We start from the raw sequence: 14589 nt of genomic DNA, 5'->3' as shown, positions 1-14589 counted from the left end.
ATGAAGCTATTTTTACGTGATCATTTTGCATTTTTTCTACTGTACATATTAAACTTCGGTATCATCTTCGTTCTTTATGATGCAGTAGATGGATTCCAAAATAATAAATTTTACTTCGTCGTTTTAAGTTTATACTTATTTATTTGTTTCCTCGCTTATCGTTACGTTCGCAATCGTAGAATGTACCATAGATTAAGTGAACAACCAGAAAAAATGGAAGATGCGTTTATTGAAAGAGCAACTGCTCCGATGCCTCACGGTGTAAATGAACTCGTGCGCACGCAGTATCGTCTCTTCCAAAAAGAACTACAATCGTATGAAGTAAAACAACAAGAACATCAATTATTCATTAACCACTGGGTGCATCAAATGAAAACGCCCGTTTCTGTTATGCAACTTATGGTGCTTGAAATGGAAGATGAACATTTAATTCCGAAATTCAAAAAAGAATTAGAACGTCTAAACCAAGGGCTTGATATGGCTTTATACATGGCAAGGTTAAATAACTTCCATGAAGACTTCCATGTTGAGACGATTTCATTAAAAGATACGGTAACGAAAAATATTAATGGATTAAAAGAACTATTTATCCGAAACGGAGTCTTCCCTGTTTTAGAAGTTCATTCTGATTTAAAGGTTGCTTCTGATGCGAAATGGCTAAAATTTATCATCTATCAGTTAATGACAAATGCCGTTCGTTACTCTGGTGAGCGCGGAAAGAAAGTATTCTTATCCGCTTATCGAAACGGAAAAGATATTATTTTAGAAGTTCGTGATGAAGGTGTTGGTATTCCGCAAGAAGATGTTCGACGAGTATTCGAACCGTTTTACACTGGGAAAAATGGTCGTACATTCGGAGAATCAACTGGTATGGGACTTTATATCGTAAGTAAAATTTGTGATTATTTAGGTCACTCTGTCAAACTAGATTCTGAAGTTGGTAAAGGAACGACGATTAAAATCATCTTCCACAACGCTGCAAATAATCAATCAGAACAAACGGAGAAGGTGACCGAAGCATGATCGTGACATATGCAAGCAAAATGTATGAGAACTCACTCTCATACATTTTTTGCAATAAAACTACTTCTATATCTTCTAACCGGGGGTATAATTTATGACCTTTTGGCAGTTTGCCTTTAAAAATGTAACACGTAATTCCAGAGCTTATTTTGCTTACTTTGTAAGTAGTTCTTTTTCGATTGCCGTTTTCTTTTCATTTGCTGTTTACTTATTCCATCCGAAATTACAAAAATTTGGCATGGTCTCTGAAATTTCAGGATTAATGATATTTTCAGAAGTAGTAATTGTATTTTTCTCTTTCTTCTTTTTACTATATTCCATTGGCACTTTTTTAAAAGTTAGAAAAAAACAATTCGGCGTTTTGACCGTTTTAGGAATATCTAGAAAACAATTACATCGTCTTGTTTTTATGGAGAATATGTTAATCGGTATTTTATCTATCTTTTTCGGTATGCAGTTTGGACTTGTCTTCTCGCAATTTTTCTTATTAGTGACAGCAAAAATTACGCACGTACCGGGCATATATTTATACTTACCTATTAACGCATTTATTTTAACGACAATCGTCTTCCTTAGTCTTTTTATCGTTGTATCTACATTGACACCGATGCTCATTCGTACAAAAAAAGCGGTACACCTTTTAAAAACAAATAGTAAAAAACGAAAAGAAAGAAAACCGTCCATACTTATTTCTTTATTTGGTGCGATTTGTTTATTTGGTGGCTATGCGTTAGCTGGAAATCCTAAATATTTCGTATCAGTAAGCCCACAAATTGGTGTTATATATATGGTTTCAAGTATTTTCGTCATTCCAGCGCTTGTTACAATCGGTACATATTTCTTCTTTTCACAAATTAGTTTCTTACTTATTTATATTTTAAAGAAAAGAAGAAAGTTTTATATGAAACAGATTAATATGCTTTGGATTTCTGATTTAGCAAACCGTATTCGAACGAATATTAATATGCTTTTTATTGTAGCAATGCTATCTACTATCGCTTTCACAATGATTACGTTCCTATATGGGTTCGGAAAATTTATTAAGCTAGACGTTAATCGAACTTCACCTTTCCCAATTTCTTATTTTTCTTATGATGCGAATCCTTTTGTTACAGAGCATTTAAATTGGCTTGAGCAACAATTACAAAAAGAGCATTTTCCTTATGAGAAAATAACAGCTGATATATATGAAACACCGCTAGAAGAAGATAAAGGTATAGCTATTTATAATGACGTATACGCAATTAAGCAAAGTGACTATAACAAACTTGCGGATTCTTTACGAATGAAACAACTATTTATGAATGATAACGAGGCATATGTTTTAACGGGGACGTCTTATATCACTATATTTAATGAATTTGAGCAAAGCTACAAAAGAGATTACATTACACTCTCTAGTACAAATACGAAATTAAAAGTAAAAGGCTATGAACAGATCCATGCAATTCCATCTAATTTTTCATATCAAACGATAGTTTTGCCTGATATTATCGTGAACAACTTACCTAACACGGTAAAGCATATATCGGCATATAATTACAAAATCCAGAACTGGGAACAGACATATGAAATTGCTAATACTTTTATAGAAAAAGTGCAAAAAAATCGAAATAAATCTCAGTATGAAGAACCTCTTATTCGCTCCTTTGAATCAGCAGGATCATTATACAGAATAACATCTGGTAGTGCTGCGCATACTTCCTAATTGGAACATTTTTAGGAGTTATTTTCTTCATTGGAGCCGGTAGCGTTCTTTACTTTAGAATGTATACCGATTTGACGAACGAACAAGAGAAATATATAACGATTTCTAAAATCGGTGTAACAGGTGCAGAGATGAAACGATCTGCAACCATTCAACTTAGTATTTTATTTTTCGTTCCGTACATTATGGCATCCATTCATACAATGTTCGCAACGAAAATGTTACAAGATGTAATTGGCTTATCTTTGTTCAAAGAAGTTTCAGCCGTTCTTATTATTTTTGGATTCGTTGAAATCGTATTTTTCTTATTCATTCGTTCACTTTATATGCAAAAGCTATCACAATATACTAATACACATTAAAAAGGTTATTACATGAAAAAGGTGGGATCTCTTCCCTCCTTTTTCATGCCCATTATATTAGGAGGTTTAGGTGAATGACATTTTGGCAGTTTGCATTTAAAAACGTCACACGGAACGCCAGAGCTTATTTCGCCTATTTTGTAAGCAGCGCGTTTTCTATTGCAATTTTTTTCTCGTTTGCAGTTTACTTATTTCATCCTAAATTGCATATGACAGATGTAAATGTTGCTCTGAACATATTAATGACAATTTCAGAAATTGTCATCGTATTCTTTTCGTTTTTCTTTTTACTATATTCAATCGGTACTTTCTTAAAAGTACGAAAAAAGCAATTTGGGATTTTAACAGTACTTGGCATATCCCAAAAACAATTAAAGAGACTCGTATTTCTAGAAAACATGCTAATTGGTGTTCTTTCCATCTTTTTCGGCATTCAACTTGGACTTGTTTTCTCGCAGTTCTTTTTATTAGTTACCGCCAAGATTACACATGTTCCTGGTTTATATTTATATTGGCCAACAGCTGCCATTATTTTAACTATGATCATTTTTCTAGGACTCTTCATTCTCGTCTCATCGTTTACGCCGATGCTCATTCGGACGAGAAAGGCTGTACGTCTTTTAAAAGAAGGAACAAAACAAAAAGAAAGAAAAGCATCTGTGCTCATCTCTCTATTTGGTGCGATATGTTTAATATCTGGATACGTACTAGCAGCCAATCCGCTATATTTCATGTCGCTCGGCGACGTAGTTGGGCTTTTGTACGCCGCCACCAGTATATTTCTCATTCCGTCACTTGTTACAGCTGGAACATACTTTTTCTTTTCACAAATTAGTTTTTTACTCATTCGTATATTAAAAACGCGAAGAACATTTTATATGAAGCGAATTAATATGCTTTGGATTTCTGATTTAGCAGCGCGCATTCGGACAAACATTAACATGCTCTTTATTGTAGCGATGCTATCAACACTTGCTTTTACTATGATTACATTCTTATATGGATTTGGTAAATTTATGAAGTTCGATACAGTAAGAGAAAATCCTTTTCCTTTTACATATTTATCACATACTGAAAATACGTTGGCGGATAAACATTTAAACTGGTTAGAACAAAAATTTAATGAAGAGCACTTTACTTATACAAAATTTAAAACGGATATATATGAAGTATCTTCAGCTGAAAATAATACGCAGCTCTATTATGCCATTAAACAAAGTGACTATAATGTACTTGCTAAGGCTTTAAATTGGGAGACACTCACGGTAAATAAGAATGAATCTTATATTCTTATGAAAGACTTAGATGATCAAGTTATTGGAACGCTTCACAATAAAGACAAGAAAAATACTCTTACACTTACGCAAAACAATTTACAACTACAAGTGAAAGAATATAAAAGTTATAATCCATTCCCAAATCGCTTAATATACCAATTACTCATACTATCTGATGAAAATGTAGAAGCATTATCCACTGTTTCAAAACAGATGAGTGTATATAGCTTTAAAGTTAAGAACTGGGAAAAAGCTAATAACATCGGCGCGGTATTCATAGACAAAATTAATACCGACGGGAACAACATTCAAGCAGAGCACCCTCCTTTCCATGCAAGTGAAGCGAGCGATTCTCTATACACAACAAAACAAAATGTCGCTTCGTTCTTCTTAATTGGTACTTTCTTAGGTGTTATTTTCTTTATTGGTGCTGGCAGTGTTCTTTACTTCAGGATGCATACAGATTTAACAAATGAACAAGAAAAGTATGTAACGATTACAAAAATTGGTTTAACAGAAGCCGAAATGAAACGATCTGCTACAATTCAACTTGCGATTCTATTCTTTGTCCCGTACATTATGGCATCAATTCATACGATGTTTGCGACAAAGATGCTGCAAGAAGTTTTACATCTCTCGTTCTTCGCTGAGATTACAGTCGTACTGATGATTTTTGGAACAGTTGAAGTTTTATTTTTCCTTTTAATTCGTTCCTTCTATATGCAAAAATTATCACACCATATTAAGTTTTAAAGGATAGAAAGGTGATTATTATGGAAGAAGTATTACACATTAAAAATGTCTCAAAAGTGTATGAAGGAAAGGTCCCTCATACTGCTTTAAAAAATATAAATTTACATGTAGATAAAGGTGAATTCGTTGCGATTATGGGACCATCTGGTAGCGGTAAATCTACATTTTTAAACGTTATTTCTACCATTGATTCTCCGACTGCTGGTGATGTCGTGATTAATGGAAAAAAACCACACACATTTCGTAGAGAGAAGTTAGCTATTTTCCGCCGCCAAGAGCTAGGATTTGTTTTCCAAAACTTTAACCTACTAGATACACTAACAATCGGTGAAAATATCGTACTACCTTTAACATTAGATAATGTTCCTTTAAAAGAAATGGATGAAAAGCTTGATAACATTTCAAAGAAACTTGGAATTGATCATATTTTAGACAAGCGTATCTTTGAAGTGTCAGGAGGACAAGCACAGCGTACCGCAGTAGCACGTGCTGTTATTCATCATCCGTCACTTTTACTTGCCGATGAACCGACAGGAAATTTAGATTCAAAAGCGGCAATTGACGTGATGGAACTATTTACGAAATTGAACAAAGAAGAAGATGCAACAATTTTAATGGTTACACACGATCCATTCGCAGCAAGTTATTGTAACCGCGTCATTTTCATTAAAGATGGCGAACTTTACAATGAACTACACCGCGGATTGTACCGTGAGAAATTTTATCAAGAAATATTAGATGTTTTAGCATTACTAGGAGGAAGACGTGGATGACATTTTGGCAATTCGCATTTAAAAATGTCTCGCGTAATTCGAAAGCATATTTCGCTTATTTTGTGAGTAGCGCGTTTTCTATCATGGTTTTCTTTTCGTTTACTGTATACGCGTATCATCCGCGCTTACAAATTATGAATAAATTACAGGAACAAGATCCATTGATGAACTTAGCCGGCATGGCACAGTTTGTTATCGTTTTGTTCTCGTTCTTCTTTCTCTTATATTCTATTGGGACATTTTTAAATGTACGGAAGCAACAATTTGGCGTTTTAACTGTTCTCGGTATATCTCAAAAACAATTAAAACGTCTTTTGTTTACTGAAAATATGATCATTGGAATGCTTGCTATCTTTGCTGGTATTCAAGGCGGTCTTGTTTTTTCTAACTTTTTCTTACTCGTTACTTCTAAATTAACAAACGCAAAAGGCCTCTATTTATATTGGCCAACAGAAGCTATTATCGTAACAACAATAACTTTTATTATTTTATTTCTTATCGTATCTACGTTTACACCGATGTTCATTCGTACTCGGAAAACAACTCGATTAATTAAAAATAATAAAAAAGAAAAAAACGAAAAAAGACCGTCTATACTCATCTCATTATTTGCTTTAATTTGTTTAGCACTATGCTATTATATAGCTGGTTATCCGCAAGGCTATATAACAGAAAAAAATGCACAAAATGGATCTGTATTCTTAATTATGCTATCTATTTTACCGCTCGTAGTGGTGGGAACATATTTATTCTTTTCACAAACGTTTCTTCTCTTTATCTTTATTTTGAAAAAGCGGAGAAAGTTTTATATGAAGCAAATAAATATGTTATGGATCTCAGATTTAGCTAACCGTACTCGTAGTAATATTAATGTACTCTTTATCGTTTCTATGCTATCTGCACTTGCATTTACGATTATTATCGGATTATTTGCTACTAATAATAATACGAAAGCAATGATATTAGAACGCCGTCCTTTCCCCTTCACATATACGTCTACAGGGGAAAATTCACTTGAACAAAAACATATTGCTACAATTGAAACGGAGCTTACAAATGCTAATTTTCAATACAACAAACATAAGTCTACATTGTTAAAAGATACCGCTTTAAAAGAAGACATTGCTCTTATGAAAATGAGTGATTATAACACGCTTGCGAAACAATTAAGAAGACCAGAAATACATCTTGATTCTACACAAGTTTATATTATTTCTCGTTACTCACCAGAGCTCTTAAATCTTGTATCAAATCCATTTGCAAAACAAAATACAATTACAATCGGATCTAATAAAAAAGAATTTCATATTAAAGGATTTATTAATAAATCAATTGAACCAGCCTTCGTATTCCCTTATTTAATAATTGTACAAGATGATGTATTCAATAATATGATTCCTCATATTGAAACAACCATAGTGTATAATTACTTCGTTGAAAACTGGGAAAATACGATTGCTCCTACGAAAAATATATTAAAACATATTAGAAATGATACAGATAACTTCTATGAGGCACACAAAGATGCGGAAGCTGATTTTCACCCCCCATTTAATATTTACACAGCGGCCGATGACCTAAAATACAGCAAAGGAAATTCAATTGCTACTTTCTTTATTTGGGCATTTCTCGGTTTTATTTTCTTTATCGGTGCAGCTAGTGTTTTATACTTCCGTATGTATAACGACTTAACAAATGAAAAACAAAAATACATTACCATTACAAAGCTTGGTTTAACAGAATCAGAAATGTTTCGCTCCGCAACGATTCAATTAGGAATTTTATTTTTCGTTCCTTACATCGTTGCTGGTATTCACACATTATTTGCGGTTAAATTTTTACAAAGCATGTTCGCTTTTTCTTTACTAAAAGAGTTATTAATTGTACTCACCTTTTTCGGGATTATCGAGATCATTTTCTTCTTCTTAATCCGTTCTCTGTACATTAATAAGTTATCACAGCATATCAAAATATGAATAAAATGGCCTTGTGCGTATTGCACAAGGCCATTTTCAATAGTTTTTAATTAGCAGCAATATCCGCCGTAGCCGCCGCCATAACCGCCGTAACCACCATAACCACAACCGCCGCCTCCACCGAAGCAGCTAGCACCGATGATAATTAATAAAATAAACAATACGATTAGAAGCGCAAAACCGCCTCCGCACCCATGTCTGCGGTTACAATCATCATGTCTGTGTTCACACTTTTCGCTCATTACTCTATTCCTCCTTTAGTATCATTCATAACAAGTTCACCTTGCTCTAAATGAGGGGATTCCATTTATAGTATGTTTTCAGGGCGAATAGGAAGCTTGGCTTACTTAAAAACGGGCTTGTTTTAGGAATTGAGCTTGATCAAAAAAAAGATACCAGTTAAGGTATCTCCTAAAGAAACATATTCAATAAAAGCGCAAAACCAAATGCGATAAATGATAACAATGTCTCCAGTACCGTCCACGTTTTAAACGTTTCCTTCACCGTCAAACCTAAATACTCTTTTACAAGCCAGAATCCTGCATCATTTACGTGAGAAAACATTAATGAACCTGCTCCAGTTGCTATAACGAGCAATTCTAAATTCACACCAGACATGTGCTGAATAACTGGTGAAACAATTCCTGCTGCTGTCGTTAATGCTACTGTCGCTGAACCTGTTGCAATTCGAATTAATCCAGCTACCATGAAAGCTAATACGATTGGTGATAACGATATATGTTCTGCCATTTGCGCGATCGCCGTTCCAACACCGCTTTCAATTAATATTTGTTTAAATCCACCGCCTGCACCGATAATTAAAATAATGGAACCGACCGGTAATAAACTTTCGTCTGTTAATTTTTTAATCATCTTTTTATTAATTCCTTGTCTTATTCCAAGTAAATAAAATGCTGCGAAACATGAAATAAGTAAAGCAATTACTGGACTTCCGATAAATACAAAAAATTCAGTCATCTTTTTCGGTAATGAAATATATGGTGCAACGACCGATAAAATCATCAATACAACTGGTAATAAAATAATAAAGAATGAAACTTTACGACTCGGTAAATCAGTTGAGACAGTCGTAACTCGAATAAGCTCTGGTTCATTTTCAGGTATAACCCTTTTATGTACCCACTTTGCAAATATCGGTCCTGCGATAATAGCTGTTGGTAACGCGATAAGTAATGAATATAAAAGTACTTTTCCTAAGTTCGCGTTATAAATACCGATTGCTGTCATCGCCCCTGGATGTGGTGGCACGAGCCCGTGAACAATAGATAACCCAGCAATGACAGGTAAAGCAATTAATAATATGTTTTGTTTCGTTGTTTTTCGAATTGAAATAACAAGTGGTAATAAAATGACAATCCCTACTTCAAAAAAGACGGGAATTCCTATAACAAACCCTGCAAATAACATAGCCCAAGGTAATTTTTTTACGCCGAAAAATCGAATAAAGAAATCTGCCACTTGCATGCCGGCCCCTGAATCGGACATCATTTTTCCTAAAATTGTACCGAGAGCTAAAATACCAACTAAATGCCCTAGTACACTACCAACACCAGTTTCATAGGCAGTTACTATCTTCGTTAAGTTCAGTCCAGACATAATAGCTAAAAATAAACTCGCAACTGTTAAACTAATAAATGCATGCCATTTCCACCATGATACCCCTAAAATAACAATCGCAATTGCAAGTAACGTGACGATTAATAAGTATATATCCATTTTTCATTCCCCTTACTTTATAAAAAAAGAGGGCGAATACCCTCTTTTTATACGTCATAATTCACTACATAATGCTGCATTTCTGTATTGTAGTAGCCCTCGCTATATTCAATTACTTCGCCAACTTCATCGTAAGAATAGCGCATACGTTTTAATAGCGCTCTCCCCTCTTTTTCACCTAACGCTTCGGCAACGAAACTAGGCGCAAGGCCAACAGCAAATTCATCTCTGAAGTTTTCTAAATGAATGCCCCGGTCCTCGACTAAATCGTAAAGCGATTGCAAATCAAAATCCGATAAATCTGTACTTGCCATGTGTGCTGAGAAATAGTGCGTATAATGAATGTACGGTGCATCATTTAACGTATATAAACGTTCAATACGAAAACTCTCTTTACCGAATAATCGAAATGGCACTGTTCCTTCTTCATTCTGAACGATTTCTGCTGTTAGCAATTTCTTTTGTACTTTATATCCTTCTTCCACTAACACTTCAGTAAATTTCTTACCCTTTGACAGTTTTGTCGCAGAAGTGTTACGGATAACTTTCGTTCCTTTACCGCTTTTCTTTTCCAAATATCCTTCTTGAGCGAGTTCTTTAATCGCATTTCGTACTGTAATTTTGCTCACTTTGAACTCTTCTTCTAACTGTGGTTCGGAAGGAATATTTGTATGAATTGCATATACACCATGCAATATTCGATCACGAATAATGTTTTTTATTTGTAAATATAATGGTCCTTTTTTCCTCGTTACGTTCACCGTTACACCCACTACCTTTCTACATCACCTACTGATGCCGTCATTGCCCGAAGTATATCCTTCTCTGATGACATTGGCGTATCACCGACGATTGTATGTGCAAGCATTCCAGCTGCTGACGCAAATGAAACAGCTTTCTCTGGTGCAAACTCTTCTATCTCGCCATGAATAATCCCGCTCGTATAAGCATCTCCAGCACCTATTCTATCATATACAGAAAACGTAAGTGTTTTTGCAAAAGTGAACGTACCATCTTTACATATAAATCCGCGAAGCGAGTGTGTATTATCGCTATTAATAGAGCGATGTGTACCAGCAATTGTAGCGATATGATACGTTTCAGCAACTTGTGGAATAAGGTCCACAAGTTGCTCCTCTCGCTCTGTCTCTTCTGTTTTCATCCCAAGAACGAACATCGCATCTTTTTCGTTCATCATAACGATATCAGCAAGAGCCAGCATTTCTTCATAATGCGGTTTCGCCTGTTCATATCCGTCTTCTCCCCAAAGAGATGGACGATAGTTACAATCAAAAACGACAGTGCCTCCGTTTTCTTTAACAGCTTTCGCTAAAGATTTCATATGATGGCGCACCGTGTCATTCATCGCAAGTGTAATCCCACAAAAATGAACAATATCAATTTCCTTCGCGATTTCTTCAAATTGATACATTTCTTCACATGCCGTATTAAAGCTACTTTCTAATCGATTCGAATATGTAACGCGGCTTGCACGTGCGCCAAATCCATTTTCTAAAAAGTACATGCCGACATATTTACCGCCTCTTGAAACAAGCGAGGTTTGCACGCCTAATTTTTGAATGTAAGATAATGCAGCATCTCCAACCGAATTTTCCGGTAAAGTTGAAATAAGAAGCCCTTCATGCCCGAGATGAGAAAGTGCTGCAGCAACGTTCACACCTGTACCAGAAAATGAGTATTTTAATGTATTAGCTTGCGATAACAATTCATATCCTGGTACTTGCAGGCGCATCATTACTTCGCCGAATGCTGCAATTTTCTTACGCATATTGATCAACTAACTTCTTCACGACTGCTAATAATTCACGCACATCTTCTACTTTCGTGTTACCAGTTTCTTTATCAATAATAGAAGAGTACACGTGCGGGATCACTTGCTCCACGTTAGCTTCAAGCGCAATACGTAAAATTGTTTCAAAGTTTTCTTTATCGATTCCGCCCGTTGGTTCTAATGCGAATCCTTCTTCTGCACAAGCTTTCGCAACTGCACGATATTCTTCTTCATGGGCTAGCCCTTTCATTGGGAAGTATTTCAATGAATTTCCGCCCATATCACGTACAAGTGCGATCGCTGTTTTAATTGGAACGATTGCTTTTTCTTCTCCAGCTGCACTAATTGGACCAGTAGAAATATTTACGTACCCTACTTTTCCTGTTGGCGATACTAAACTATTAATCCAGCTATCTTTTCCGCCAAGATTTGCACGTGTCGCTCCAACTGAAGGGAACACTTGGTTAATATGGCTACCAGAATAATGTTTCGCAATTTCAGCTACAACTGCTGCTTGGCGATTATCTCCTGCTCCTAGTCCGATCGATACAGCGTCATCAATTTCTTTTCCGTATGCTTTCATCGCTGTAACTGCTTCTTCTACTGTTGGATAATCTTTTGATAATACGCCTACTACTACATAACCTTCTGCTGCTTCAAAAATATCTTTTGCATTTTCGATATTGTTCGCTAATACATTTAATGCTACGCGGCCTTTATAAAAACGCTTTTGAATGTTTGTCATTTTAGTTTCCCCCTACAATTTCTCTCAATTTTTCTTCGATCACATGTATGTCATCACCTTGAAGTGGACGTGGATCAATATCAAAGAATCCTTGTCTTACTCCGTAATCACGTGTATAAATCGCGATTTCCCCGTCGCGTAATGCCGCCACAACGTCTTTTGCCGATTTATTTAACTCTTTTTCGTTAATATGAATACGTGCTCTAAAGATTGCTCTTCCCGCTTCATCTTGAACGATCGTTACATTTACACCGTTTAATTCTTTTAGCGGCATAAGTACTTGTAACAACTCTTTTTCTTGCTCGCTCTTATCTTCTTTTACTCCGTACTCATCAAGCGCTTGAAGTAAACCAAATGTTGTTTCTTTCCCAACTTTCATACTTCTTCCGATGCAATGTAATTGCACTTTCAGCCACTCAATATATTTTCGTTTCCCGCCAACAATACCAGAAGTAGGTCCTTCAATTGCTTTTGAACCGCTATAAATGGCAAGGTCTGAATACTTCACATATTTTTGAATATCTTCTTCAGCTGCCGCATCGACGATAAGTGGTACATTATTTCGCTGCGCAACTTCCCATGCTTCTTCAACAGAAATCATATTTTTTTGCACGGCATGATGTGATTTTACATAAAGAATGGCCGCTGTATTTTCACCAATTGCATCTTCAATATGCTCTGCTTTCCCTTCATTTGCGTAGCCAACTTCTACAAGTTTTCCTCCGCCTAAGTAAATCATCGTTTCAACAGGAGCACCATACTGAACGTTATGACCTTTTAACATAATTACTTCGTTTTTCGCGATGACCTCTTGATGAAGTCTTTCACTTTTACGACGATTTCCTTCTGTCACAATTGCTGCGATAGAAAGCGCAATTCCGCTCGATGCTGAATTCACAACAACCGCTGCCTCTGAATCTAGAATTCTCGCAATATGGTCTCCTGCTTTATCTACTAAATCAGCAATTTCCACATAATTTTGTCCCCCATGTTTCATTGCATCCATAACTGTATCTGTCGGAGCGGATACACCTAAAATACTCATTCTACCGCTCGCATTAATCACTCTTTTTAATCCGTACTTAGCATTCAATGAATGACCCATTGATTACAACCCCTTTCGTATCAATCCTTCTTTCAGCAACGCGCTGATCCCCTTCTGAATCAATTAACGTAATCTTCTCATCTTTCACCGTAAATAAAGTTAAATTTGCAATATCTCCTTCTTGAATGCGGCCAAGTTCAGGTTTCTTAAGCCATTCTGCCGCATGTTTCGTCACCGCATCAATCACTTCTTCTAGCGGATAACCTAAGTAAAGGAATTTCGAAAGAACGTGAGCCATACTATACACGGGACCGTGCACACGATTCTTCCGGTAAATATCTGTACTAATTGTATTAAAGGCAATATCGTGACGCTTTGCTGCCTCTGCTACTTTAAAAGAAAAACTAGCATTACCATGCCCAACATCTAAATGAACACCGCGATTCACTGCATCTAGTAACACAGGTAACGGTTTGCCTTCTTCATCAAATAAATTATTTTCTTTCCCGTTTAAGTAATGTGTAATAACATCATCTTTTTCTAAAAGAGGTACAACTTCCTCAATTCGAGGAGGAGCTGAACCGATATGTACCATAATCGGTAATGATGTTTCACGGGATAAAGAGCGCGCTACATGCAGCGGTTCAATTCCACTATCACAAACGACGCTTTTACTCATTCTCGCCTTTAACCCAACGATTACATCTTTATACTTTTCTACTGCTTCTATTACTTTCTCTTTATCGATCCATTCCATATTGGATAATTCATCAATTCGTTTCAAACCGATGCGAGAAATATTTAAAAAGGCAAATAAATTCGTTTTCGCCTGCTCTCTACTTTTTACTAAATCTGCAATACGATCAGCTCCGCAGCTACCCGCATCAACAATTGTCGTTACCCCTTGCTTAACGCCAATTTCATCCACCTCATCGCCATACGGATCAAACTCTGGAAAAGCATGAACATGTAAATCAATCCAACCACTCGATACGTAAGTACCTGAGTAATCAAGAATCTTTCCACCCTCGCCAGCACCAGCTTTCGTCACCTGTGCGATTTTATTATTTTCAATTACAATGTCAATCTCTTCCCCGTTCACACGTTTCACATTACGTAGTACGAATCGTTCTGTCATTGTACTTCCACCCTTTTCTATAAGAAGCCATAAGAATACGCTTACATTAAAATTTCATTTTTTATATCTCTTTCACACGTTTAGCGTAACACAAAAAAAGGCAGAAGTAAATATAACGTTATAATGTTTAAGAGTAAAATACTCCCCAAAAGGCTGATAGTACAGGAAATTATATCAACGATTTTTCGAATATATCTATCGTAACTCACAATATATCAACGATTCTACAAGAAATATCGATCCCTTTCTTATATACGAAA

11 protein-coding genes and 1 pseudogene are annotated in these 14589 nt (G+C 35.8%); 5 read left to right on the top strand and 7 right to left on the bottom strand.

Annotated features, from left to right (window positions below):
• The 5 genes and pseudogenes from RCJ96_RS00300 to RCJ96_RS00280 all read left to right on the top strand — a co-directional run bounded on the left by RCJ96_RS00300 (position 1) and on the right by RCJ96_RS00280 (position 7872).
• The gene (locus tag RCJ96_RS00300; protein WP_074606125.1) at positions 1 to 1023 is read left to right on the top strand and encodes a sensor histidine kinase; all 1023 of its coding nucleotides are present in this window, start codon (positions 1 to 3) and stop codon (positions 1021 to 1023) included.
• A gap of 94 nt (positions 1024 to 1117) precedes the next feature.
• Positions 1118 to 3093, top strand: a pseudogene (locus RCJ96_RS00295) (FtsX-like permease family protein).
• 74 nt (positions 3094 to 3167) lie between these two features.
• Positions 3168 to 5123, top strand: a complete 1956-nt coding sequence (locus RCJ96_RS00290; protein WP_074606129.1) for an FtsX-like permease family protein — start codon at positions 3168 to 3170, stop codon at positions 5121 to 5123.
• A 20-nt stretch (positions 5124 to 5143) separates the two neighbouring features.
• Complete coding sequence (locus tag RCJ96_RS00285) at positions 5144 to 5896, top strand: ABC transporter ATP-binding protein (protein WP_000393244.1); 753 nt, start codon at positions 5144 to 5146, stop codon at positions 5894 to 5896.
• Positions 5893 to 7872 (top strand): FtsX-like permease family protein, encoded by a 1980-nt coding sequence (locus tag RCJ96_RS00280; protein ID WP_242304803.1) that lies wholly within the window; start codon positions 5893 to 5895, stop codon positions 7870 to 7872. Before RCJ96_RS00285 ends, RCJ96_RS00280 begins: the two co-directional genes overlap by 4 nt.
• A 50-nt stretch (positions 7873 to 7922) precedes the next feature.
• Here RCJ96_RS00280 and RCJ96_RS00275 read toward each other — a convergent pair whose 3' ends face one another.
• The 7 genes from RCJ96_RS00275 to RCJ96_RS00245 form a co-directional block, all read right to left on the bottom strand.
• Positions 7923 to 8114 carry a YjcZ family sporulation protein gene (locus tag RCJ96_RS00275; RefSeq protein ID WP_001290393.1) on the bottom strand — a complete coding sequence of 64 codons (192 nt, stop codon included), beginning with the start codon at positions 8112 to 8114 and terminating at the stop codon, positions 7923 to 7925.
• 169 nt (positions 8115 to 8283) lie between these two features.
• Positions 8284 to 9609: a gluconate permease GntP gene (gntP, locus tag RCJ96_RS00270; protein ID WP_074606133.1), complete on the bottom strand. Its 1326-nt coding sequence runs from the start codon at positions 9607 to 9609 to the stop codon at positions 8284 to 8286.
• Between the two features lie 47 nt (positions 9610 to 9656).
• Complete coding sequence (locus RCJ96_RS00265) at positions 9657 to 10382, bottom strand: GntR family transcriptional regulator (protein WP_074606135.1); 726 nt, start codon at positions 10380 to 10382, stop codon at positions 9657 to 9659.
• Entirely contained in the window at positions 10382 to 11398 is a 1017-nt protein-coding gene (locus RCJ96_RS00260; protein ID WP_074606137.1) for a sugar kinase, read from the bottom strand. Before RCJ96_RS00260 ends, RCJ96_RS00265 begins: the two co-directional genes overlap by 1 nt.
• Positions 11391 to 12146 (bottom strand): 2-dehydro-3-deoxy-phosphogluconate aldolase, encoded by a 756-nt coding sequence (gene dagF, locus RCJ96_RS00255; protein ID WP_000181920.1) that lies wholly within the window; start codon positions 12144 to 12146, stop codon positions 11391 to 11393. Before dagF ends, RCJ96_RS00260 begins: the two co-directional genes overlap by 8 nt.
• Position 12147: 1 nt before the next feature.
• Positions 12148 to 13251, bottom strand: a complete 1104-nt coding sequence (locus tag RCJ96_RS00250) for a DgaE family pyridoxal phosphate-dependent ammonia lyase (protein WP_074606139.1) — start codon at positions 13249 to 13251, stop codon at positions 12148 to 12150.
• The gene (locus RCJ96_RS00245) at positions 13229 to 14329 is read right to left on the bottom strand and encodes an amidohydrolase/deacetylase family metallohydrolase (RefSeq protein WP_074606141.1); all 1101 of its coding nucleotides are present in this window, start codon (positions 14327 to 14329) and stop codon (positions 13229 to 13231) included. The genes RCJ96_RS00250 and RCJ96_RS00245 overlap by 23 nt, the downstream gene beginning before the upstream one ends.
• Positions 14330 to 14589 lie beyond the last annotated feature (260 nt).

The organism is Bacillus sp. BSL6, assembly GCF_052928345.1.
This window is presented reverse-complemented; position numbering and strand designations above follow the sequence as displayed.